The organism is Fructilactobacillus sp. YLN 2412, from assembly GCF_059488745.1.
Window position 1 is genome coordinate 1,426,503 of sequence record NZ_CM183165.1, and the last position, 24,138, is coordinate 1,450,640.

Here is a 24,138-nt window from a genome sequence, read left to right on the forward strand (position 1 = left end):
TACAACTTCATTACATATCTGTTTATAGTCAATGTCAATATAAAGGCTCATATGAAAATAAAAGTTTTTGGAGGTTGCTTTGGATAATACTTAAACTGACTTGTTCCAGCAATATCCCATTTTTTTAAATAACGATATAAAAAAGAAGATAAATTCATTATGACTTTATCTTCTTCGTTTTTAACCTTTAATTTTTCGATAACTCTTCAATAATGCTTCTCTTAATGCAGGGTCATGAGCATAAATATATGTTCCATAAACTCCTCGTTTCATTAATACATTTAATGAGTTTAAAATAATTTGCTTTTTGATTCGATCAAATTCTTTCGGATTAGAAATATCTTTACGACGTTTGATAACTTCTGTATTAGTTTGTTTACTCAAATCAACCTTAATTTTATGATCTTCGGGATCTAAATAAATTGGCGGACCGATAATCAAACCTACATAATTTAAATCAAATCCCTGACAAGTATAAATAGAACCAACTTCATCAATACTCTTAGGAATTTCAGCCCAAGGGGTACTAGTATAATTATATTGATCCCACGGCATTTTAAAACCACCGCTTTCATAAATATAATGTTTACCACCATCGAGCGTTGAAGGATAACCAGTAGTTGAAACAATTCGCGATAATCCCACTTCATGATTTCGTTTTACGATTTCTTTTCGCATTGATTCAGCATCCGCATAAATCCGAAAGTCATAACCATCGTCTGCATCCTTCGGAATTGATAATAAATTACCCTCACTAAATTCATTCATCCAATGAACTAAATCAGGTTTAGCCGTAATCCTAAATTGATGTGTTAAATGATAACTTTCGTGAAAATATGGCTTTAAAATTTGATCAAGACACTTTTGATCCCAATAATTTTTCGTTTGAATCACTTGATGCATATCAAAAACTAAAATCACAACTTTACTAAGTTTAATAATCTCTTCTAATTGATTTTCACCATAGAAATTATTGTAATGATCTGGTTCTGACAATAACAAATGAGCTTCATCGACAATTACGACATCCGCTTTCTCATCCTTTTTCTTTAACTGATTAATAAAAGAAGTTGGACGCATAAAGTTTTTCTTTAGAATGTTATTTTCAGTACCAGCAATATTCTTATAAACTTTCAAAACTTCCGGATGATTAACTAAAAAGTAATTTTTCGTCCCGAATAGCCTATTATTTTTATCGTGAGCGGCTTGTTGTATATCAAAAAATAACTGACTCAAAATAACGCTTTTTCCAGTTCCGCAATCACCATAAATCGTAAAAATAGATGGTTTTGGCTGGTCAATTCGTTGATTAATAAATTTTTGAATTCTTTTAATTAATTGCTTTTGTTCGTCAGTTAAATTATGGAGATTTGGAGCCACTTTCTGTACTGCATCATTCTTGATTTCCACTTAGTTCACTCCTTCTAGCTTGAAAATGCCAGTTAATAAAGGCTAAAATCGTAATTCCTATTGCAATGATAAATAAGATTGTATAGTCAACGTGTCCTCCAAGCATCGTTTGATGCACAATTTCACCTGCAGAATGAGCTTGATTTTGATGAATTGCCAAAACTGAAGCTAAAATACTTGTTCCTAAAGAACCAGCATATTGCTGCAACATGTTAAAAATTGAATTAATATCAGCCGAAGCTTTGAGTGGTGCATTAGCTTGGGCATTTGAAATTGTATTTGAAAATGCCATGTTGATTCCAAGTCGTAATAATGTAAATAAAATAGTTAATTTAACGGGAGTAGCCCATGAACTAGAAATACTAAATAAAAATGTAGCAAAAGTTAAAACCAACATTCCTGTCAAAATTGGCTTAAAGGCACCCCACCGATCGTAGACCATGCCCGAGATTGGTGAAGTTATTCCACCCACAATCGATCCGGGTAATAAAATCAAACCTGCTGTTAAAGGCGTAACGTGTAAAACAATTTCTGCATAAATTGGAATTACAAAGGAAATTCCAATATTAATGAACATTAATAACATATAAGTAATTGCATCCATCGATACTGCTGGAATTTTCATCGGACTAAATGAAATCAGTTGCGAAACTCCATGATTATTGACATATAAAAAGAGTCCCAGCGTAATCAATCCAATTATAATCGGAGCAATACAACTAACTAAGCTGGTGTCTTTGGTACCAAAACGATTGGCAGCCCATACGAAAGAAAAAAATGTAATTGACATTAATGCCAAAGCGATAAAATCAAAATGTTTTTTAATTCCAAGCGGTTTAATATTGATATTTTTAATTCCAATCCAAAATGTAATTAAAGCAATGGGAAGCACCGCAACAAAAATAAAACGCCATGATAAGAGTGAAGACATTGCCCCACCATATGTGGGTCCTAAAGCTGGTGCTAGGGAAATTACCATTGAGGCAATCCCCACGTATGTTCCAGTTTTACGTCTTGGAACTGTGATGAAAATCACTTGATACATCATTGGCATCGACAAACCAGTTGCTCCAGCTTGTATCAAACGTCCGATTAGTAAAATCGCAAAATTAGGAGCAATCATACTCAAAAAATCACCAATGATAAATAACAATGCAGCAGCCATAAAGACTTTTTTTATTGGAAATTTTTTCAGTAAAAAGGCAGTAGTCGACATTGTAATCGTGGTTAATAATAAATATCCCGTGGTAATCCATTGAATTGTATCAAGTGGAACATTAAAAATTTTCGCTAATTCGGGAAAAGTAACATTCATGGATGTTTCCAATAAAACTCCAACGAATGATAATAAAGCTGTCGCCAAAATTGCTAGTTTACTTTGAGTAGAAACCTGTTCATTTTCATTCAAAACTAGAATCCTCCTGTAATCTAAAAAAGACGCAACATAGCGTCATCATAATATTTTAAAGATGTCATTTTGCTTAATTATAACATTTTTAATCAATTCTTGATTATTAGCTTTGGATGAAATTTACTCAATTTTTTTGAAAAATTTCTCAATTATCTATCGCAAGTAATTAAGAAGTTTGTTTTTATCCATAATTATCTCTTCGTGATATTATAAAGTTTTCTTTATTAGGAACAATTAATTATAAGGATTGTTTTTGCAAACTATAGTATATATACTTAATTAAGATATTTTTATATTAGTCACTAATTAAGGGAGAAATGAATTGAAAAGTAAGAAGCTTCTTATATCAGGTATTGTTGGTATTCTTGTAATTATTTGTGGAATTTTGATTTACGCTCATCATGATAGTACAGATAAAAATAAAGCCAACCATGATGTTAAAACTGAGAAAAAAACGAAAAAAGTTAATAAACACAAAAATTCTAAAAAAACAGATGATAAAGTTAACAAAAATGATTTAGATTCAAATAATGATGATAATTCATCAAGTTCTGATACAAATAATACTGAAAAAACAAAAACTGAACCAAGTAGTAAGAATAGTTCTAGCAAAAAAGAAAATAATTCTACCAAAAGTTCTAGTGTGACTGTAAATAATAATGGGAATTCTAAAAATTCAACAAATGGAAGTGCAAGTACTCCCGTTAATAATAAAACAAGTTCTACTTCACAAACTTATAATAAAAATAATGTAAATTCGCAAAGTACTAATTCAAGTTCAGAATCTAGTCAACCTGCCGCTAGTGCTCAGACCACTTCAAATGCTCAAAATGGAAACGTGGTTAATAACTCTAGTGAAGCAATTAATGTTTTAAAAAATTCACTTGGATATGATGATGATGTTTATTATGATCTTATATCTAGTTCAAATGGTGTATATGAAATACAAACAACTTCAAAAAGCATTCATAGTCAGGGTGGTAGTGGAACATTAGATAATTATCTTGTTAATAGTGATGGAACATATGAGTTAAAATCTTAAAAACAAAATATTATTCAAGAAGAAAAATTTATAAAAACAAACCGCCATCAAATTAATGATGACGGCTGTTTTTTAATTGAGCTCATTTTCTGAAAAATATCTTTAATTAATTTTGACTAAATTTCTTTTAAAATTATTTCCTTCAGCTATTTTTGTTATTTTATCCAATACTGTATTAAGAGATATTTCATCATAGTTAATTGATTCTACTATATTCCACTGATTAGATAATTTATCCCAAATGTATTCTTTTTCTGAAATAGGTATATTTACTGAATCTATACCGTATAAAGTTATATTTCTTAGAATAAATGGAAATATATTTGTGTTTAAATTTGATCCAGATACATTACCACAAATACTTATTGCACCATTGTATTTGATCTGTGGAAAAATATTTTCAATAGTTTTTTCTCCGATTGTGTCAATTACTAAGTCATATTTTTGATGATCTAGTAATTTATTCGTTCTAAGTGATTCATTTGTTATAACGTTTGTGGCACCTAATTTTTTCAACTCTTTTTCTTTGTTTAAAGACCTTGTAGCTAATGTTATATTTTTATATCCAAGCTTATTTAAAATCCTTACCGCAATACTTGCTACGCCACCTGAACCACCAGTTATTAAAATTTTTTTATCTTTATTTGGATTGTTTTTTATAAGTTTATTTATTGATAATCCTGCTGTTAATCCTGCCGTTCCATATAGCATAACTTCCCTAGGATTTAAATTACTAGGTATTTTGATAATCCAATTATCAGGAACAATAGTATATTCTTCTAAACCACCGTCAATGATTGTACCTAATCCATATCCAGTTACTAAAACTATATCTCCTTTTTTGAATTTGTTACTTTTTGATTCTGTGATTATTCCACTCAAATCAACCCCTGGAACAATTGGATAATTTTTAATTACCCCAGAATTTAGTTTAGTAGCTAACATATCTTTATAATTTAAATCAGAATACATATTTTGGATTATAACTTCATGATCATTCAATGGTCTCAATTTTTTGTTAGTTAATTTAACATCTATTGAATTACTTATTTTGTTTATAACAATTGCTTTATTTTTTTCCATAAAATATCCTTTTTTATTTTAAGAATTATCTATTCAATTAGCTTATAATATATAAATTTCACAAAGAAAAACATTATGAATATTCAGTTAAATAGGTTTAACTTTTCCCCATTTTACACAAATTTCCAAAAATAAAATCCTCGCAAATGTTGATTTACGAGGATTTTAAATTTTTTCTGATAATTATTTTTGAATAGTTGAATCAGATTCATTGTTAAACTTCATTAATAATGTTGAAAAATTTTAATTGTTTAATTTAACTATTAATGTCTAAAATGACGTGGTTTTCTAAGTTCATGCCAAGCAAATGCAATCCCTGCAATTGCTACTATGATAATTCCACTTACTATCCAAGGGATGACACTATGATGAGTTTTCTTTTGATCCTTTTTCTTAGTGCTATCACTATTCTTATCATCATTTTTATCTTTGTTTTTGTCTTTTTTATTGTTAGTTTTATTCTTCTTATCTACATTAGAATCTAAATTTTTATCTTGTTTATCATTAGATTTATTTGTATTACTTGCACTTACATTAGCTTTATTTTCATTATTATTCTTAGTCACGTTTTTAGCGTCAGAATTTGCAGTTACTTCATTTGTCTTAGTCGAACTTGAATTTTTGTTAGTTCCATTAGTAGCATTCTTATTCGTGCCAGATTTCGAATTATTAGAATTATTATCTTTATTTGTTCCGCTCGTAGAATTAGAAGTAGTGTTTTTATTAGAATTATTACTGCTTCCGTTTTTAGCTGGAGTTGTAGCTGTTCCTTTATTTCCAGTAGTACTAGTTGAACCATTAGAACTATTGCCAGATGATTTATAAACGATTGTCATACTTTCATTATGCGTGGCAGGATCACTACCACCAAAGACCATTTGGGGACCATAACTATCATTTTGACCATTTTCAATTTTAGAATAAGTGTATCCAGAAATGTTAGGAACTGATGCTACATATGTGCTTCCGGACTTACCAGTTGCTGTAGTAGATTGTCTAATCGTTTTCCCGTTTTGATCAACATAATTAACTGTAATTACGCCTTGATCATTGTTCTGTGAAGTTTGAGTATTTTGTGCATTAACATGTGTCAAGTTAGGTGCAATAATCCCAACTCCTAATAATGATGAACTAACTAAAAATATTGATGCCATTTTCTTAATATTCATGTTTTATACTCCATTCACTTGTTATTAAAGTAATCTAAGGTTCAATTCAAGTATAACATTTCACAATCAAAACAACCGTTAATCAGTAACAAATAACCATCCAAAGATTAGTTTGGATGGTTATTTTAATTTCTATTAATTATGACACCATTCGTCTATCAAACCATTTTGCTAGCAGTGACAAACTATAATTGACGATAAAGTATAACGCTGCTATCAAAACAAACATCGGAATCATGTAGTTTGGATTTTGTCCGTAAATTACTTGAGAACGAAACATCATTTCTGGAAGTACAATGGCAGTTGCCAAAGAAGTATCTTTTACTAAAGAAATAAACTGCGAAATCAAAGGTGGAATGGAACGTTTCAATGCTTGTGGTAATTCGATATACCATAATGTTTGCAAATTTGTCATTCCAGTTGAGAGTGCCCCTTCTTTTTGTCCTTGCCCAATTGACAACAAGCCGCCTCGAATAATTTCAGCAACCATCGTTGCCTCAAAAACAGACATAGCAACCACAGTGGCTGCAAAAGCATTTAACTCAACTCCCAATTTTGGCAGTGCAAAGTACGTAAAAAATATCAACAATAGTAATGGTAAATTTCTAATCGTATTAACTATAAATCGAACTGTACGGGAAAAATAAGGGATATCTTCATACAAAATAACCCCTAAAATTAATCCCACGAAAAAACTAATAATGATTGAAATCAGCGATACAATAATCGTGATTCCTAGTCCTCCCAATAGATAGTGTAGGTTGATTGAACTAAAGGCTCCACTCATTGTAATCTCCCCTTTCCTAATCTATCTTCGATTTGACGCATTACTGTTGATAACGGACCCGTAATCATTAGGTAAAAAATTCCCACAATAATATACGTATTAAACGGATCAAGATTTGCACCAGAGATTACATTCGCCTGATACATTAAATCAAATCCAGCCACAAATGATAGAATTGACGAATTTTTAACTAAATTAATAAACTGATTTCCTAACGAAGGGATCGCCAGTTTAAAACCTTGTGGCAACACAATATGAATCATAGCTTGCGTATAAGTTAAACCGTTTGCACGTGCCCCTTCCATTTGTCCTTCATCGACCGAATTAATCCCACCACGAATACATTCAGCAACGAAAGCAGAGGTGTATAAAATCAGTCCGATTGTTCCAGCCCAGAAACCAGAAATTTTAAAGTCTTTGGCGACCACAACATAGAAAAATAGTGTAATTACCAATAAAGGAATGTTTCTAAAGAATTCAACAAAGGCATTTCCAATAAATCTTAAAATCTTATTAGGTGCCAATTCCATAAGGGCAAAAATAGTTCCTAACAATAATGAACCGACTAACCCAATTAAGGATGACAAAATTGTAATCCAAAATCCATTTAAAATGGTCTGCCAGTTTTGCATAAAAATATTGATCATTTTGTCAAATCCCTCCAGTCTAGTCCAGGAATATTTGAGAACCATTTTTTAATCAAGCGGTTATAAGTGCCATTTTTGATAATTTCAGCCAAAGCCTTGTTAACTGCATTGTTTAACTGGGTCTGCCCTTTATCAACGCCTAATCCATAAGGCTGGTTGGTAAACGGTTTACCAACCACTTCAACGTTATTACTTTGCTGAGTAAAACCGTACAAAATTGCATTATCAGTGGTCATCGCCTGTCCTTGACCAGACTCCAAAGCACTAAACGCCTGTGAATTATCAGGCATCGCAATTAAATGAGCTTTAGGAGCAAATTTCTTGGTAGTATCCAAGGCGGTCGTTCCCATCACACCAATAATCGTAAATTTAGGATTATTTAAATCTTTAATACTCTTAATTCCCGAATTCTTTTTAACTAAAATTGATTGACCCGCAGGAAAATAAGGCTTAGAAAAATCAACGATTTTAGCACGTTCCGGTGTAATAGTCATGGAAGCGGCCACAGCATCAACCTGCTTATTTTTCAACAGTTGAATCTTCGAATTAGTAGTAACGGGGGTAAATTCTGACTTGATGTTCGTATGATTATCTTTTGCAATCTGCTTCGTAATGGCACGAGCAATATCTACGTCAAAACCTTCACTCTGACCAGTTTTCGGACTAATCAAACCAAATAAACGAGTATCACTTTTAACTCCCCAACGCATCACGTGTGTTTGTTTGATTTGTGATAAAGCATCGGTTTCCTTATTTTGCCGTTCACGAGCATTAATCCCTAGCATTAATCCACCAATCAAGATAATCACAAGAATTACAGAGGCAAACAAACCCATTCGTTTTAACTTTGCTTTACTCATAATGATTCACCTCATTTCTTAATGATGTTCAACTTGTGATAGAAATTGACGTGCTCGTTCTGTTTTAGGACGTTTGAAGAATTCATCGGTTGAAGAGTCTTCTAAAATTTTTCCATCAGCCATGAAAATCACACGATCAGCAACTGCCTTAGCGAAATCCATCTCATGAGTAACTACTAAGGTAGTCATGTCAGAATTCATCGCAATATCACGCATAACATTTAATACACTACCAACCATTTCGGGATCTAAAGCAGAAGTAGGTTCATCAAACAACAATACTCGTGGATCCATTGCCAAAGAACGAGCGATGGCAATCCGCTGTTTTTGTCCACCCGACAATTGAGCTGGATATTTTGCTCCTTGATTTGATAAATCAACTTTAGCTAACAATTCATCAGCAATTTTACGATTTTTATCTTTAGGACGTTTCAACACAATCTGTGGCGCCAACATAATATTTTCTAAAATCGTCTTATTGTTATACAAATTAAAATGTTGAAATACCATTCCAACATCCGTTCTTAATTTATTGACATTAGTATCTTTACTAGAAAGATCCATACCATCTACCACTAATTTTCCTTTTTGAATATCTTCCAAACCATTGATAGTTCGTAGTAAAGTCGACTTCCCAGAACCTGATGGTCCAATCAGAACCACAGTTTCTCCAGCATTAATTTTCAAATTAATGTCATAAAGAGCGTGAAAATCACCGTAATATTTTTCAACATCTTGAAATTTAATAATTTCCGCCATAAAATGTACCTCCTGTCTTTCTTAAAAATGCGTATTATAGGTTAACTGCAACTCTATAGTACAATCAAAGAAAGCACCATACTTCCTGTCACGTTATGTGACATCAGCCACAAATTTTAATTTCAAGCTAGCTAAATTAATTGCTTCAGAAAGGAACTTTTAAATGAAAAATAATACTAAAATTCGCTGTGCCTGGGCGAATACCGATGACGAGTTAATGCAGCACTATCACGACGAAATATGGGGCAAACCAGTCTACGACAACCAAAAATTATTTGAACTTTTATCACTAGAACTCATGCAGTCGGGACTAAGCTGGAAAACAATTCTGCATAAACAACAAAACTTTGAAAAAGCCTTTTATAATTTTGATTATCATCAGGTTACAAAGATGGAGAAGCAAATTCCTGATTTACTTCAGAATGCTGGTATTATTAGAAACAAACGTAAAATTAATGCTATTATTCAAAATGCAAAAATGATGGAAAAACTTGAAAAACAAGACACTAATTTCTCTGAACTAATGTGGCAGTTTGTAAAATACGAACCCATCATTAATTCAATTACAGATCATGCTGATGTTCCAAGTACCACTAAACTTGCAACTAAAATTAGTAAACAGTTAAAGTCAATAGGCTTTAGTTTTACTGGACCAGTTGTAGTTTATTCATTGATGCAGGCAAGCGGAATGGTTAATGACCATGAAAATGATTGTTTTGCAAAGTAAATTACTATGTCTTTAGTGCTACAATTAAAGTCATTAATTAATCACACCAAGGAGTGCTATTTTTGGAAAATTATAATGAAAATGACCTTGCCAAAATTTTTAAAGCTCTGTCAGATCCAAATCGTATTAAGATTTTAAAAATCTTAATTGAAAATCAAACTGAAATGACATGTGGAGAAGTTAGTTCGCACCTTAACCTCTCGCTTTCAACAGTTTCTTACCATTTTAAAATTCTACGTCATGCTGGATTAACTAAAATGCGTAAAGACGGTCATGAAAAGTACCTATCAGTTAATCAACCTTTACTAAATAAATTAAATTTAACCCCAGTAATTAATAAAGATTTCACGTTGAAATAATCGTGAAATCTTTTTTTAAACTTGCATCTTTTCATGAAATAGAATACTCTTAATTTAATTTCGATATATATCGAAATAAGTTTGAAGGAGGCTTTTATTTTGCAACGGAAAAAGAAATGGACTAAGAAAAAACTTTTAATTATTATTTCAGTTTTAATTGCTACTTTTATGACATCCGTAGAGACCACAATTGTGACTACTGCCCTACCGTCAATTTTAAGTAGTCTCCATGGCTTAGCACTTCAAAGCTGGGTCTTTGCCACCTATTTACTAACAACAACTTTGAGTACTCCAATTTACGGAAAACTCAGTGATCGAATCGGTAGAAACCCCATTTTTCTTTTTGGTTTAGCTGTTTTCACTCTAGGTTCAATGGCGTGTGGATTAGCAACTAATATTGAATTTTTGATTGCGGCTCGTGCTTTACAAGGATTTGGTGCTGGAGCAATTATGCCAATCACATTTACGCTGATTGCAGATACTTTTCCTTTAGAAGAACGCTCCAATATGATGGCTTGGAATAATACTGCTTGGGGAATTTCAGCTTTGATTGGACCAATTATCGGCGGCTTTATCGTTGATCAATTAAGCTGGCACTGGATATTCTTTATTAATGTTCCTTTAGGCATAATTGTCTTTATTCTGATTTACTTTGGCTATCGTGATCCAGTTCAACAAACAACTGCACTTAAAATGGACTACTTCGGTAGCACATGGTTAGCTTTGTTTTTAATTTCACTCTTAGTAACTTTACAACTATTAAGTGATCCTAAAGTTAGCTATTCATTTTTATTCATCGGTTTGATAATTATTGTAGTATCTTTAATTTTATTTATTCGTACAGAAAAAAATGCTAGCGATCCTGTTATACCGCTCAAGTTATTTAAATCATGGACTTTTTCTGCCCAGATACTGACTGCTTTGCTTTTGAGCGGCATTCAATTTGGTTTCCAAATTTACTTCCCAATGTGGCTTCAATCAATCTACAAAGTATCTGCCACTATTGCTGGTTTAGCAATTACTCCTGGACCAGTTGCCTGGTTAATCACATCGTTTTTTGTCGGAGCTTTGATTAAACATTTTGCTCCTAAATTTATCACGATTCCAATCGTAATCATTCAATTTGCCTTTTATCTCATCTTGGTATGTAGTTCAGTATCATTACCAATCATTTGGTTCTACGTTATTGCTGGAATAACTGGTGCCGGTTTAGGTGTCATAATCACTATGAATACCGTCGTTGCTCAAGCAATTGTACCTAAAGAAAATGTTGGAGTAGCTTCATCGATGATTACTTTAGGTCGGACTCTCGGACAAACTGTAATGACTGGGATTTTTGGATTTGTATTTAATCTGACTCTCAATCTTGAACATCATCACCATCCAGAAATTAACTCCAAATTATTAAATAGTGTAATTTCTTCTAAAAATGCTTCATCCATCCACTTATCAGGCGAAATAGTTAAAGAAATTAATCAAATTTTATTGACAGCCTTTCACAACGTCTTTTATTTAACGCTAGCATTATTTGTTATTATCATTATTGTAAATATATGCGATAAATTAAATAAACCAATTGTTATGAAGAGTAAATAAACTCTGTAAGATAAAAAAGTCCACGTAAAAATTAATTTACGTGGACTCTTTATATATTTACACTAATATCTAACTACATTTTTTACTTTTTAAAACTATAATCCCTGCTACCGTAGCTCCTAAAGTAACTTTTAGCCAGTTAGTTTTATTCGATTTTTGTTTTTTCATATATAACTCTTCTTATAGTAATGGTGATAATAAACGACTAAAGTGTTGCTTAAAGTTTAACCAAGCTGATTGATCGGCAAAAATTTCCTTCGTCTGTAACGTACTATCATCAATATTCTGTTGGAATATTTCTTCCATTTTATTAGCTAAGCCTTTATCGTAAACAAATGCATTACATTCAAAATTAAGTCCAAAACTACGATAATCAAAGTTCGCAGATCCAACTGAAACTAATTTATCATCAACCACAATTGTTTTAGCATGCATAAATCCATTGTTGTAAGCATAAACTTTTACACCTAACTCGGTTAATTGTTGTGTGTAATATTGAGTTGCTCGGTAAACAAACGGATGATCTGGCATATCTGGAGTAATAATCTCTACATCTACACCAGAATTAACAGCTACCTTAATTGCATCTAAGACAGATTGATCAGGAATTAAATAAGGAGTAGTAATTTTAAGTGATTTAGTCGCCATTTCAATTAACTTAATGTATCCCATTTTGATTTGTTCCATTGAAGAATCTGGACCACTAGAAACAATCTGCATAATAGCATTTCCATTTGTTTTAATTGGAGGATAATATTTAGCACTTTCTTTGGGATCATTTGGATCAATTCGTGACTTAATATCTGTTCCGTTCCAATCCAATAAAAATCTAGATTGCAATCCATACACTCCATCACCATGAATACGAATCATACAATCACGCCAGTTACCAAATTTAGGTACCCATCCCATATATTGATCACCAATATTCAATCCGCCAATATAACCGTATTTACCATCAATCGTTACTAATTTATGATGATCACGGAAATTAACTCTCATATCAAGCACATTAAATTTGTTGTGTAAAAATGGAAAAGCACGTCCACCAGCATCAATCAATGGTTTGAAAAATTTCTCATTAGTTCCCATTGAACCCCAAGCATCATAAATAACTCGCACATCAACTCCTTGTTTGGCTTTTTCAACCAAAACATCTAAGGCTTGATGTCCAATTTTATCAGCATAAAAAGTATAAAATTCGATATTAATCGAACTTTTAGCATTTCTAAAATCTTCAAATAACTGTTTGATAAAAGTATCTCCACCAGTATAAGTTTCAACTTCATTATGACCTAAAAGTGGAGCAGTATCTGAATTCATAAACATTTCTACTAATCCAGCAGATTCATTAACTAATTTGTTATTTGGATCAACTTTTTCGTCAAAATGACCTAATAATGATTTTTGCCGATTAATTTCAGAGGTTACTTGCTTTTTAGAACTACCTGATAATCGCAATAAACTGCTTTTTGGCAACCGGCGTCCAAAAAATGCATAAAACAAAAAACCAAGGACTGGTATAAAAATCAACACCAATAACCAAGCCCAAGTAGCCGCAATATTTCTCGGCTGCCTAAAGACAGTGATGATTGCTGCTGCAGCATTGATAATGATAATCGCTAAAATGATTGTTAAAATGATCTCCATTTTCTTCCTCCTCGGATTGTCTGTGTTGTATTAATAATAACTGATTTTAGTTAATTATGGGGAATTATTAGAATGATTTTTTTATTTAATTAGTTAAAAAATGAGGTTGTCAACAAATATTTTAAGTTTTAACATATGTGAATAGCTTTAAATAAATTTAATATTAATCAAGGTGATAATTTATTGACTAAAATAATTTTAGCAATTTTTATTTTTGTAATGACATTAATTTTTGTGATTTGGCAACCTAGAAAATTATCAATTGGATGGCCCACTACTATTGGTGCCATCACCGCTTTAGCATTAGGAATAGTTAATTTAAACGACGTTAATACTGTTATTGGAATTGTCTGGAATGCTACTTTAGCATTCGTCGCCATTATCATTATTTCACTTACTTTAGATGAAATCGGTTTTTTTAAATGGGCTGCTTTGCATCTTGCTCGGTTAGCTAACGGAAATGGAAATTGGCTCTTCACAGTAATAATTATTTTTGGCTCGCTGGTAGCTGCTTTTTTTGCCAACGATGGGGCTGCTTTGATTTTAACTCCCATCGTAATTGAAATTATGCGAGCTCTACAATTTGATAAAAAAGATACTTTCCCTTTTATCATTGCTTGTGGGTTCATAGCAGATGCAACTTCATTACCATTTGTAATAAGTAATCTGATTAATATCATTTCTGCTAACTTTTTTAATATTAGCTTTGGTAAATACGCTTTTGTTATGATAATTCCAGATTTATTTGCGTTAATTAGCAGTCTTGGAATTTTATACTGGTATTTCAGAAAAAATATTCCTAAACATTACAAAATTGATTTGATTAATAATCCAGCTGACGCTATTGTTAGTAAAAAATTATTTAAATTATCATGGTTGGTTTTGTTTATTTTATTAATCGGTTACTTCATAAGTGGACCATTAAACATTCCCGTTTCTCTTGTGGCACTGCCAATTGCATTGATATTTTTATTTATTTGTCATAAAAATCCCAAAATCAATGCTAAAAAAGTAATTAAAGGTGCTCCTTGGAACATTGTTATTTTTTCGATAGGAATGTATGTAGTAGTTTATGGTTTACAAAATATTGGTTTAATCAATATTTTGAGTACTATCATTAAATATCTCGCCAGCTTAGGAACAATAACAGCTAACTTAGGAATGGGATTTTTGGCAGCCTTACTCTCGTCAGTTATGAATAATTTGCCTGCCACGATGATTGATGCACTTTCAATCAAAGCAGCAGGACAAACTGGAATAATGCATCAAACGTTAGTATATGCTAATATTATCGGTTCAAATCTTGGTCCTAAATTAACCCCAATCGGTTCTTTAGCAACGTTAGTATGGCTCCAAGTTTTAAATAAACAAGGCATCAAAATTGGCTGGAAAAAATATTGTCAAATTGGTTTTGTGATTACTTTCCCCGTTCTTTTATTTACATTATTAGGACTATCATTATCGTTATTTATTTTTAAATGAGTTTTTCAGAAAGGGGTTATAGTTTTATGAAAAAAATTTATTTTCTCTGTACAGGCAACTCGTGCCGAAGCCAAATGGCAGAAGGCTTTTCTAAAAAATATTTTCCTAACAATTGGGAAATTAGAAGTGCAGGAGTAGAAACTCATGGACTAAATAAAAATGCAGTTAAAGTCATGGAAGAATGTGGGATTGATATCTCAAAAAATAAATCAAAGTTAATTGACTTAAATTATTTAAATCACTGTGATTTGGTAGTTACACTTTGTGGCGATGCTAAAGATAAATGCCCAATGACGCCACAAAGTGTTAAAAGAATCCATTGGCCTTTAAAAGATCCTGCTCAAGTTACTGTTAATAATCAGGAAATTTTGAAATCTTTTAGAAACTCTCGAAATGAAATAAATGATTTAGTAAAAAAGTTAGCTATTAAATTAAATACGCATAAATAAAAAATGATCCGTCAAAATTTAATTTGATGGATCATTTTTTATTCTGTAACTTGTATTAAAGTCAAATTACCATTAAATTGATAATTTGTGATTGGAGATGGCATGATAAAAGTATCACCTTTTTTAATTTGATATTCCTGTTTGTCATATGATAGCGTACCAGAACCTTCAATCACAACATTAATCGAATAATGATGATTGTGAATGTTAGTTTTTCCATCAACATTAATTCTTTTAAGCGTAAAATACTTTGAACGTAAAATACTGGTGATAGCTTGATTCTGCGTATCTTTGATTGGGTTGGTCATATCCTGACTAGGAGCAATATTAGGAAAATTAGTAACTGCAATCGCATCTTTAATATTTAAAGGACGCTGCTTCCCAGTTTCTGGATCAACTCGATCAAAATCATAAAAACGTAGCGTATTATCAGAACTCTGTTCAATTTCTAACGCTACGATTCCCGCTCCTAAAGCATGCAAGGTTCCTGCCGGTACATAAATTACATCACCTGGTTTAACTGAAATAGTCTTCAGAATTTTTTCTAATTGATGCTGTTTAATTGCATCTTTCATCTCGGTTGCAGTTTGAGCATTATGACCATAATAAGCCACCGAATCAGGCTTAGCATCCAAAATATACCAACATTCGGTTTTACCATTTGGCTCTGCAAAATATTTGTGGGCATTTTCATCATTAGGATGGACTTGAATGGAAAGATTTTCTTTAGCATCCAGCATTTTAACTAATAACGGAAATGTTTGACTTGAACGATGATTATTAAACAACTCTGGTTCATCATTCCAAACCTGTTTTAAAGTTTCACCTTTAAATTTACCACTGCTGATTTGAGATAAATCATTTCCATATACCGACGCCAGCCAGGCTTCACCAACATGATCTGTCTTGATTGGCAAATTAAATTCTTTCAGGTTCGTTCCGCCCCACATCTTTTGATGAAGAATTGGCTTTAAAAAAAGTGGTTCAATTTTATTTTCTGAACTCATGATTACAGACCTCTTGACTAATTAAATTTTCAAGCAAGACAAGTTTAACATGTAATCGCTTACATAGGTCTGTTTTAGCTTACTACAATAACTTTGTTTATTGTAATGAATCCCATGGTTCTAATACAATCGGAGCTTGTTTTAATACTTTCTGTTGTTTTTCTTTTAAATAGCTCTTTTTAACTACAACTTCATAAGTAAAGTCATCCATCCAGCTATCTGACATTACGAAATAACCTTTATCACCGATTTTTTCACCCCAACTATTTTCTACTTTCCATTTAGTTGGCTGATTGTTAATTAAGTCCACGCCTGTCAAAGTCATGGCATGCGTAACTTCCGCTTCATGATATTCAAGTCGCTCAGCCTTCGTCATCTGGGTATCGACTCCAAACAACTTATCCTGCAAATATAACTCACTATCCAAATATCCCTTTTGACGATCCATTTGTTGCAGCACATCGTTTCCAAACCACACTGTGTCGCCATCTTTAATTTGTTTAATTGCAGCTTCTTTCAATTCTGTCATTGGTGCATTCAAAAATTCAATCTGCATCCCGCCAACCACGTTATTTTGACTAGGCAATGAATACATTTCATCCATTTTCTTGTCGGGAGCATTGGTTAAGACAACAAAATCATTTAAATCAACCCCAATATACTTATCATAAAACTCTTTTGGAGTGAGTCCTTGATCTAAATGATATTGATGTTTATCATCCCGATATTCCAAGTCGAATTTTTCAGGTGGAACACCAACTGATTCAGCCGTAACCCGATAAATTTCCTGCATCATGGTTGATTTAGTCTTTAAAATTTCAGCATCCGTCGCTTGACCGTTCACTAAATTACGAAGTTTCATCCCATCGCGACGCATCTTACGATTCAAAAACATATCAAAATCACTTGTATTTTCGGTCACAGCTGTTTCTGGGAATGTTTCACGTGGAACAACACCATATTTTTGGACTAACGCAGCTGCCATTGCCCACTGTCCGCCGTCTTCACCTGGCCTGCTCAAATAAAAAGCAACATCACGGTCACTAGTTGGCCGTCCCGCTAAAGCAATCATCCGGTCGTAAAACATATTAGCTCGTTCAATTTTATCCCAAAAGAATAAATAACTTTGAGATAATTCAAAATCTTTTTTGTCATATTTAACTGCAAAACGATGTCGCAAAGTATTTAAAATTGAAAACAACCAGCAGCGTCCGCTATGCTTTTGATTAGAAACTTTGCCAGTATCAATTTCATTAGAAAAAGTATGATTTAGTTTACTAAAAACTTTAGCATTCGTAGCGGTTTTATTAATCCCATTGCTTAAAACAGCGTTGGTCACAATTTCTTGATCGGAACGTTTTTCTAAAGCATTTTTCATTTCTTGAATATCTGTTTGCGTAATTGGCTGATTTAATTCTGTCATAATCTAACTCCTTTTTGGTTTAACTGCTATTTTAGGCATTTATGCTCATAAAAACAAATAAAATCCAGCAACTTACATTGCTGGATTTTTTTAATTATTTTTAATAATCACGATCATTAACATTATCACGTTTTTGTTTGTCAGTACTCCATGGGAAAGTCTTAACAACTCCAATCACATGATCTTTAGGTACAAAGCCCCAGTATCGACTATCGTTAGAAACACTTCGGTGATCTCCTAAGACAAAGTATTGACCTTGTTTAACTTTCACAGCTCCCTTGTTCTTAGGCCAGTTATTTGAAAGTGAGTTAATATTCCAATTCCCAGGCTGATTATTATACTCGGTTCCCTGCTTTTGTTGGCTGCTGCTGATATAACTTTGATCAACTTTTTTACCATTAACCAACAAATCACCATTTTTAAATTCTACCGTATCACCTGGAAAAGCAACTACCCGCTTAACGTAGTCAGTTCCAGCGTTACCTAAAATTCGTTTCATTGGACTGTCATTTGATGGTGCATCGGGATCAAGTCCTGTGGCATTGAACACAATCACACTGCCATGCTTAATTTTAGATTGACGCCAGACCATAATTCGTTCGTTATTCTCTAAGTTAGGCTCCATTGATGGCCCATCAACTCGTGCCATGGTGAAAACAAATTGTTTAATCAACAAAGCAACTGCTAAGCCAATCACAATCGGAATTACCCAGCCTAAAATTCCTTTTAAGGTTTTCATTTATTCTCCTCATTTCTGTTTCATTATTCTTTAATTTTACCACTAATGAGAGAAATTCCGCTGTAAAAACTTTTCTTTTTGTGTATAAACCGTTTCATTCATAAATCCACTGGGACCATGTGGAATATCTTTGCTAATATGTAATTCAACATTTTCACTGCCAATTTTTTCTGCGACTTTAGCAGCTAAATTAACAGTTTGAATATAAGGAACTACACGATCTCCAGTTCCAGCATACATTAAAACCGGAACCATGACTTGATTAAGGTATGTAGCAGGATTAGCCATGGCATTTAACTGGGGAACGTCACTAGGACGATGAAACCCTAGCATCGCTCCTTCAAATGAGTCGGATTCTCCAGTTTCAGTGAATTTTGGTGTTTGTCCCAAAACTTCAAATTCTGGTTTCATCATAGCTAAATCGTAAGGTCCGTATGAAGCTATCACACCATTTACTTGACTTGAATAATTAAAATTTCCACCAAAATCGGTTTGTAACTCTCCGTCAGCTTCGGAAGCTGCTACTAACATCGCTAATTGTGCTCCAGATGATTCTCCCATCATAAACACATTACGTGGATCAAAATGATACTGAGTGGCATTCACCTTTACCCAGCGAACAACTGCTTTTAATTCATAAATTGGCGTTGTAAATGGTGCCATATAACTCAATGAGTAATTTGGACTTACGACTGCATAACCATGTTTTAATAAAGCTAATGCTCCATCTAGCTTACTGGAACTTTTACTTCCAAAATACATCCCACCACCATGTACATCAATAATAACTGGATAAGTTTCCTGATGCTGATTAGGCAAATAAATATCTAATAAGTGCCGTTTTCCATCTGCATATGGAATATCCAGGTATTTACGTTGGACGAACTCGTCAGAAGCAGGCATGAAATGAGTTTCTCGTTCAATAAATTTAACCATGATTATCTCCAATTATTTATTAATTGATTCATAAATAAAATAACAAAGAATTATATCACTTTAATTTTGAAGAAATTACCTTTCTTTGATTATTTCTTTTACTTTCTAATTCTTCTAGTTTTTTTAGTTTTATATAAAACGAACTAAATATATAAATTCCAATCATCACATTAATGCATAATAAAAAGATTAATAGAAAAAACAACGGTAAATTATTAAATAATTTAATTATAATATGATTAAAATTTGATAATCTTAAAGCCAGACATAAGACTAATGAAAATAGAAGTATAATTATTGATATAATAGAATTTTTCATACTAGAAAAGAAAAATAAAAACTTATAATTAGATGCTAATGCTGTTCTTCTCTCATCAATCTTATAAGTATCCCATCTGTCCTGCTTAAGTTCCAAACAGATCATCCTAACATTTTCTGCCTCTTTTTCTGATAATCCTTTGAAAACACTTTCAGAAGTTTTTTTATTATATATTCTTTCAATGTACATAATTGCATTGTTTTTAAAATCTAAATAATAAGAAATTGAATTTATTTTTCTATTATTAAACAATTTAATAAATTTATAAAAATAATTATTATTTTCATCTTTTTTTATTTTTACATAATCAACTCCATTTTTATTATTTTTACCATAGTACATTTCACAAATTCCTAGAGCTTCTCTAACTTTCAATAATTGCTTTTCACTTATCTTTTTTGCAGGTAATGTAGCAATTTTATCAACATCAGTTATCCAATTAGATTCTTGATCAATACTTTTATGATTTTCAGTAAACCACTTATCCTTTTCCAATTTATTCTTATTGTTATTATAAATACTTGTTAACACAGCAACAAATATTGATGCAAAAGCTCCAGCAATAGCTGCAATAACAGTAGGATTGATTGATTCCATCATTCCATCTCCAGTTAAATTTATTAAATAAAGCTTATAATAAAATTATTAATTAACATATTTTTACAAAGTTCATAAAATTAAATTCTATATAATTTCACTATTATCATTATAATTAATCATTTTCAAAACTAATTTGTAAATTATAAAGAAGATGCCCTATTTGTATAATTTTAAGTCATTATCAATTCAAAAAATTTTAACTTATCATTTTTTCATTTAAATATATCTATTTTTATCATTTACAGGAATAAGTAATTTAATTTTTTCTAAAATTAATTTCTTAGGTATTTTTATTTCTAAAAGAATAAATGAATACACAAATAAATTTAACTGTTTAGAATATATTGTAATATCTATATCAGTATATGACTTAGACAAATCGTTACCATGAACAAAATGATTTCTAAATATATTTATATTAGTAATAAAATTATTATCATTTTCTGATAAGTATTTACTCTTAGTATTTCTATCATATTTTGTCAAATTTGATAGTTCATTACTTTTCTTATTATCTTTATTTGAAACACCTAAAATATTATTTCTTATATCAATGGGAATAAATGAAAGTAAATGTTGTAATTGATGAGTCAAATTAGATTTACTTTCAATATCATGAAAATAAACTTCTATTCCATTTGTAAAATTTATTAAACTTGAAAATGATGGTAATGAATTATTTAATTCAAGAATCAATGGATTTAAAAGGGATTTAAGCTTTTCTTCTTTTTCAAAAAAAGTTTTAAATATATTAGCAATATTGCTTTTTAGATTATACAAAGATAAAGGTTCTGTAAAATAATTAAAATTTTGATTATTTTTAATTGATGTTGTTTCTAATATCTTTTTAGAACATGTTGGTAAAGTTATATTAATGCATTTCATTTGAATCGGAGAAAAAATTAAAAGTCCAAGTAGACTACATAAATTTCTTGATAAATCTAATGTTTCTCTCTCAGAATTAGCTATATCTGAAGATATAATATTTATAACTCTATTAAATTTTTCACTTTTTTCTTTATTACTATTAACATTTGAAATACAATTTATAAAACTAACTTCAATATCATGAGTATTAAAATTAACCTTAAACTTTGGTAATAGATTAACTTTATCATAAGGAATTATTGTTTCCCAATCATTAATTTTATCAAAAGAAAAATTTATTGAATATGGATGATTAATATTAGAAACTTTCTCTTCAAAACATGCTTCAAAAATTGTTAATGTTAAATTAAACAATCCATCAGACCCAAAATGCATTTTACTAATACTTGGAATAAAACGATCCCCTATAAAGTATATTCCATTATCTAAAACTCCATATAAAGTATAATCATTTGAATTTTTATTATTAACTACAATATCTAATGTTTCAATATCAAGAAAACCAAATAAATTTACAGTTATTAACCCATCTTTTATTTTTAAATGACCTGGTATTTTTATATTATTCTCATTGGTTCCAAATAAACCATCAATATCAATATTGTTTCTAATATTATATGGCTCCATAATTACCCCCATTGACTTCATATTCCATTCTATCTTTAAATTCAGATAATCGATCAGCGTGTTCATCAAATCCCATCATTTCAAACTGATTAATAACACTTGTTACCATCGAATTTCCCATGATTAACTGTTTTAACAGTTCTAGATAATAATTACTCATTAATTTGTCATACATTTTTCGCGGAGTATCTTGAGAAATGCTATTCAATTGCTGAATATAAAAACGTGCATTTTGAAAATCTTTTCGTTCAAATGATAAAACAATACAGTTATTTAAAAAGATAGCCAAATCACTTTTATAAGTATCAATTTGACTCAAAATTTTAGTCTTTCTAAATAACGTATTGAAAGTTGCTCGAATATACTCACTACTAAAAATCTGCAGACAATTCGAAAATAGAAACATCTCAAAGTGTCCCCATTGTTGAATTCCCTCTAAATAATTCTTGATTAACCCAATATCTTCACCAACATCAAAAACCGGTTTTTCATGTGATTTGTTCAAAAATAATTTCAATTCAATTGATAAGCAGCAAAAAAAGAAGTCATTATAATCTTTATATTTAGCTTGAAAATTTAAAATTCTCTTTTGAATTTCAAAATCTCTTTCTTGATAAATGTTTTCCTGAAAGTATTGTAAAGCCTGTTCTTTTTCAGTTTGCGTACTGTTATTAAGATAGAAAGTGTATTCCTGCACAGTAACGTTCATTCTTTTTAAATACTTAAACAAAATATCGCTTGCGACCCTTGATTTATTATTCTCAAATGATGATAAAGTGGTGCGACTAGAAATATCTCTAGATAACTGCAGTTGGGACATTCCTCTTTCTTGACGCAGCTTTTTTATTAGTTCACCGTTAGTCATTTTAGCATCCTCAATTCATAGTGACGAAATACTTTACATAAGCGTACTACAAGTCAAAACCGAATGTACAATACTCTGTAATCAATTCTTTTTACAGAAAGCGGGTATCAATATGAATTTTACATTATTACGGCAAAATAAATTTAGAAATTTCTTTTTTGCTGACATTATTTCTGGTTTTGGAGTGGGAATGGCAACAGTCGGGGCTAACTGGTATGTTTTACAACAAACTCATTCTGATAGTATCGTAGGAATCTTTTTAGCTATTAATGTACTCGCAGGCTTCCTAATCTCACCAATTGCTGGTTGGATAACCGATAAATTTATGCGTAGAAACGTGATTATTGCTACGTTTGCTTTCCGTGCCATTCCAATTGCATTAATTGCTCTTTGGCTGTATCTATTTAAATTTAATCTTATCGCCATGTATCTGTTAGCGATTGTCACAGGAGCTGGTTGGGTTGCTTATATGTCATCATCTCGAAGTTATGTTCAGGCAATCGTGCCAGATAATTTACTTGGAATGGCGAACTCTTTTATTGAAATCTCGTTGCAAGTCGGCATGTTTCTCGCTGGAGCTGCTTCTGGAGTCGTAATTAATTATGTTGGTTTTATTCCAATTTTGATTTTAAATGTTATTTTATTCTCAATTGCTATTATTTTGATGTTTACTAGTCCGGTAGATCATCAAACAATTGCAAAAACTGAAAATAATGTCAAAGAAAATTCCGTTTTTCGTTATGTATTGGAACACAAATTAATCTTAATTTTAGGATTAATCTCAATTCTTCCTTTGATTGTGACGCAACTATTTAATGTTTCAATGCCAGGATATGTCAGCAATATTTTAAATGATAATAGTATTGCCTATGGAATTACGGACATGTGTTATGGCATCGGTGGTCTAGCTGCTGGACTATTATCTGCCTGGCTTTTAAATAAATTCAACAAACAACATTTGTTGATAGCATTCTTTACTATCGCTAGTATCGCACTGTTTAGTTTATTTATTCTAAAATCAACTCTGCTTACTTACTCATTTGCATTTTTAATCGGTCTTTCTAATTCATCATTGCGAGTAACTATCAATACTATTTTAATGCGAGTTGTAAAAAAATCTTATATGGGTCGGACTACCTCAATGTGGACTGGTGGTGCACAATTTATCGAAATATTTTCGTCAACTTTTATTGGTCGCTTAAATGATGTTTGGGGCTCTAACTATGGATTCTTGTGCATGTTCATTATTATGGTAATCGGATTGGTAAGTAGTTTATTTGTAAAAGAATGATATTACTAAAAA

Annotated in this window: 23 protein-coding genes; 7 read left to right on the forward strand and 16 right to left on the reverse strand. The window is 31.4% G+C overall.

Going from position 1 to position 24,138, the window contains the following annotated elements; genetic code table 11:
* Positions 1-180 precede the first annotated feature (180 nt).
* Positions 181-1,404 carry a DUF2075 domain-containing protein gene (locus AC0GLR_RS07115; RefSeq protein WP_495605434.1) on the reverse strand — a complete coding sequence of 408 codons (1,224 nt, stop codon included), beginning with the start codon at positions 1,402-1,404 and terminating at the stop codon, positions 181-183.
* Positions 1,394-2,818 (reverse strand): MFS transporter, encoded by a 1,425-nt coding sequence (locus tag AC0GLR_RS07120; RefSeq protein WP_495604754.1) that lies wholly within the window; start codon positions 2,816-2,818, stop codon positions 1,394-1,396. The genes AC0GLR_RS07115 and AC0GLR_RS07120 overlap by 11 nt, the downstream gene beginning before the upstream one ends.
* 325 nt (positions 2,819-3,143) lie before the next feature.
* Between AC0GLR_RS07120 and AC0GLR_RS07125 the strand changes: the two genes are divergently transcribed.
* Positions 3,144-3,863, forward strand: a complete 720-nt coding sequence (locus AC0GLR_RS07125; RefSeq protein WP_495604755.1) for a hypothetical protein — start codon at positions 3,144-3,146, stop codon at positions 3,861-3,863.
* A 102-nt stretch (positions 3,864-3,965) separates the two neighbouring features.
* Here AC0GLR_RS07125 and AC0GLR_RS07130 read toward each other — a convergent pair whose 3' ends face one another.
* The 6 genes from AC0GLR_RS07130 to AC0GLR_RS07155 form a co-directional block, all read right to left on the reverse strand.
* A complete protein-coding gene (locus AC0GLR_RS07130) occupies positions 3,966-4,946 on the reverse strand; it encodes a YhdH/YhfP family quinone oxidoreductase (protein WP_495604756.1) in 981 nt (326 codons plus the stop codon).
* Between the two features lie 263 nt (positions 4,947-5,209).
* Positions 5,210-6,115 carry a MucBP domain-containing protein gene (locus AC0GLR_RS07135; protein ID WP_495604757.1) on the reverse strand — a complete coding sequence of 302 codons (906 nt, stop codon included), beginning with the start codon at positions 6,113-6,115 and terminating at the stop codon, positions 5,210-5,212.
* 139 nt (positions 6,116-6,254) lie between these two features.
* The gene (locus tag AC0GLR_RS07140) at positions 6,255-6,902 is read right to left on the reverse strand and encodes an amino acid ABC transporter permease (protein ID WP_495604758.1); all 648 of its coding nucleotides are present in this window, start codon (positions 6,900-6,902) and stop codon (positions 6,255-6,257) included.
* Positions 6,899-7,549, reverse strand: coding sequence for an amino acid ABC transporter permease (locus AC0GLR_RS07145; protein ID WP_495604759.1), 651 nt, complete (start codon positions 7,547-7,549; stop codon positions 6,899-6,901). The genes AC0GLR_RS07140 and AC0GLR_RS07145 overlap by 4 nt, the downstream gene beginning before the upstream one ends.
* Positions 7,546-8,409 carry a transporter substrate-binding domain-containing protein gene (locus AC0GLR_RS07150; RefSeq protein ID WP_495604760.1) on the reverse strand — a complete coding sequence of 288 codons (864 nt, stop codon included), beginning with the start codon at positions 8,407-8,409 and terminating at the stop codon, positions 7,546-7,548. Before AC0GLR_RS07150 ends, AC0GLR_RS07145 begins: the two co-directional genes overlap by 4 nt.
* Positions 8,410-8,427: 18 nt before the next feature.
* Positions 8,428-9,168, reverse strand: a complete 741-nt coding sequence (locus tag AC0GLR_RS07155) for an amino acid ABC transporter ATP-binding protein (protein WP_495604761.1) — start codon at positions 9,166-9,168, stop codon at positions 8,428-8,430.
* Positions 9,169-9,331: 163 nt separating this feature from the next.
* On the opposite strand from AC0GLR_RS07155, the gene AC0GLR_RS07160 reads away from it, so the two are divergent.
* From AC0GLR_RS07160 to AC0GLR_RS07170, 3 genes are all read left to right on the forward strand, one after another.
* Positions 9,332-9,895, forward strand: coding sequence for a DNA-3-methyladenine glycosylase I (locus AC0GLR_RS07160; protein WP_495604762.1), 564 nt, complete (start codon positions 9,332-9,334; stop codon positions 9,893-9,895).
* A gap of 62 nt (positions 9,896-9,957) precedes the next feature.
* The gene (locus AC0GLR_RS07165; protein ID WP_495604763.1) at positions 9,958-10,254 is read left to right on the forward strand and encodes an ArsR/SmtB family transcription factor; all 297 of its coding nucleotides are present in this window, start codon (positions 9,958-9,960) and stop codon (positions 10,252-10,254) included.
* Positions 10,255-10,422: 168 nt separating this feature from the next.
* Positions 10,423-11,850: an MFS transporter gene (locus AC0GLR_RS07170; RefSeq protein ID WP_495605435.1), complete on the forward strand. Its 1,428-nt coding sequence runs from the start codon at positions 10,423-10,425 to the stop codon at positions 11,848-11,850.
* A 180-nt stretch (positions 11,851-12,030) separates the two neighbouring features.
* On the opposite strand, the gene cls is transcribed toward AC0GLR_RS07170, so the two are convergent.
* The gene (gene cls, locus AC0GLR_RS07175) at positions 12,031-13,500 is read right to left on the reverse strand and encodes a cardiolipin synthase (RefSeq protein WP_495604764.1); all 1,470 of its coding nucleotides are present in this window, start codon (positions 13,498-13,500) and stop codon (positions 12,031-12,033) included.
* A gap of 219 nt (positions 13,501-13,719) precedes the next feature.
* Between cls and AC0GLR_RS07180 the strand changes: the two genes are divergently transcribed.
* Both AC0GLR_RS07180 and arsC read left to right on the forward strand, forming a co-directional pair.
* Positions 13,720-14,982, forward strand: coding sequence for an arsenic transporter (locus tag AC0GLR_RS07180; protein WP_495605436.1), 1,263 nt, complete (start codon positions 13,720-13,722; stop codon positions 14,980-14,982).
* Between the two features lie 26 nt (positions 14,983-15,008).
* The gene (gene arsC / locus AC0GLR_RS07185) at positions 15,009-15,431 is read left to right on the forward strand and encodes an arsenate reductase (thioredoxin) (protein WP_495604765.1); all 423 of its coding nucleotides are present in this window, start codon (positions 15,009-15,011) and stop codon (positions 15,429-15,431) included.
* Between the two features lie 38 nt (positions 15,432-15,469).
* Here the strand turns inward: arsC and AC0GLR_RS07190 are convergent, their stop codons facing one another.
* From AC0GLR_RS07190 to AC0GLR_RS07220, 7 genes are all read right to left on the reverse strand, one after another.
* A complete protein-coding gene (locus tag AC0GLR_RS07190) occupies positions 15,470-16,438 on the reverse strand; it encodes a type I phosphomannose isomerase catalytic subunit (RefSeq protein WP_495604766.1) in 969 nt (322 codons plus the stop codon).
* A gap of 97 nt (positions 16,439-16,535) precedes the next feature.
* Positions 16,536-17,861: a C1 family peptidase gene (locus AC0GLR_RS07195; RefSeq protein WP_495604767.1), complete on the reverse strand. Its 1,326-nt coding sequence runs from the start codon at positions 17,859-17,861 to the stop codon at positions 16,536-16,538.
* A gap of 100 nt (positions 17,862-17,961) precedes the next feature.
* Positions 17,962-18,600, reverse strand: coding sequence for a signal peptidase I (gene lepB / locus AC0GLR_RS07200; RefSeq protein ID WP_495604768.1), 639 nt, complete (start codon positions 18,598-18,600; stop codon positions 17,962-17,964).
* 42 nt (positions 18,601-18,642) lie between these two features.
* Entirely contained in the window at positions 18,643-19,536 is an 894-nt protein-coding gene (locus AC0GLR_RS07205; protein WP_495604769.1) for an alpha/beta hydrolase fold domain-containing protein, read from the reverse strand.
* 55 nt (positions 19,537-19,591) lie between these two features.
* Entirely contained in the window at positions 19,592-20,452 is an 861-nt protein-coding gene (locus AC0GLR_RS07210; protein WP_495604770.1) for a hypothetical protein, read from the reverse strand.
* Positions 20,453-20,671: 219 nt separating this feature from the next.
* Positions 20,672-21,970, reverse strand: coding sequence for a hypothetical protein (locus AC0GLR_RS07215; RefSeq protein ID WP_495604771.1), 1,299 nt, complete (start codon positions 21,968-21,970; stop codon positions 20,672-20,674).
* On the reverse strand, positions 21,957-22,835 hold the full coding sequence (locus tag AC0GLR_RS07220; RefSeq protein ID WP_495604772.1) for an Rgg/GadR/MutR family transcriptional regulator: 879 nt from the start codon (positions 22,833-22,835) through the stop codon (positions 21,957-21,959). The genes AC0GLR_RS07215 and AC0GLR_RS07220 overlap by 14 nt, the downstream gene beginning before the upstream one ends.
* A gap of 112 nt (positions 22,836-22,947) precedes the next feature.
* Here AC0GLR_RS07220 and AC0GLR_RS07225 point away from each other — a divergent pair, with 112 nt between their 5' ends.
* Positions 22,948-24,126 (forward strand): MFS transporter, encoded by a 1,179-nt coding sequence (locus AC0GLR_RS07225; RefSeq protein ID WP_495604773.1) that lies wholly within the window; start codon positions 22,948-22,950, stop codon positions 24,124-24,126.
* Positions 24,127-24,138 lie beyond the last annotated feature (12 nt).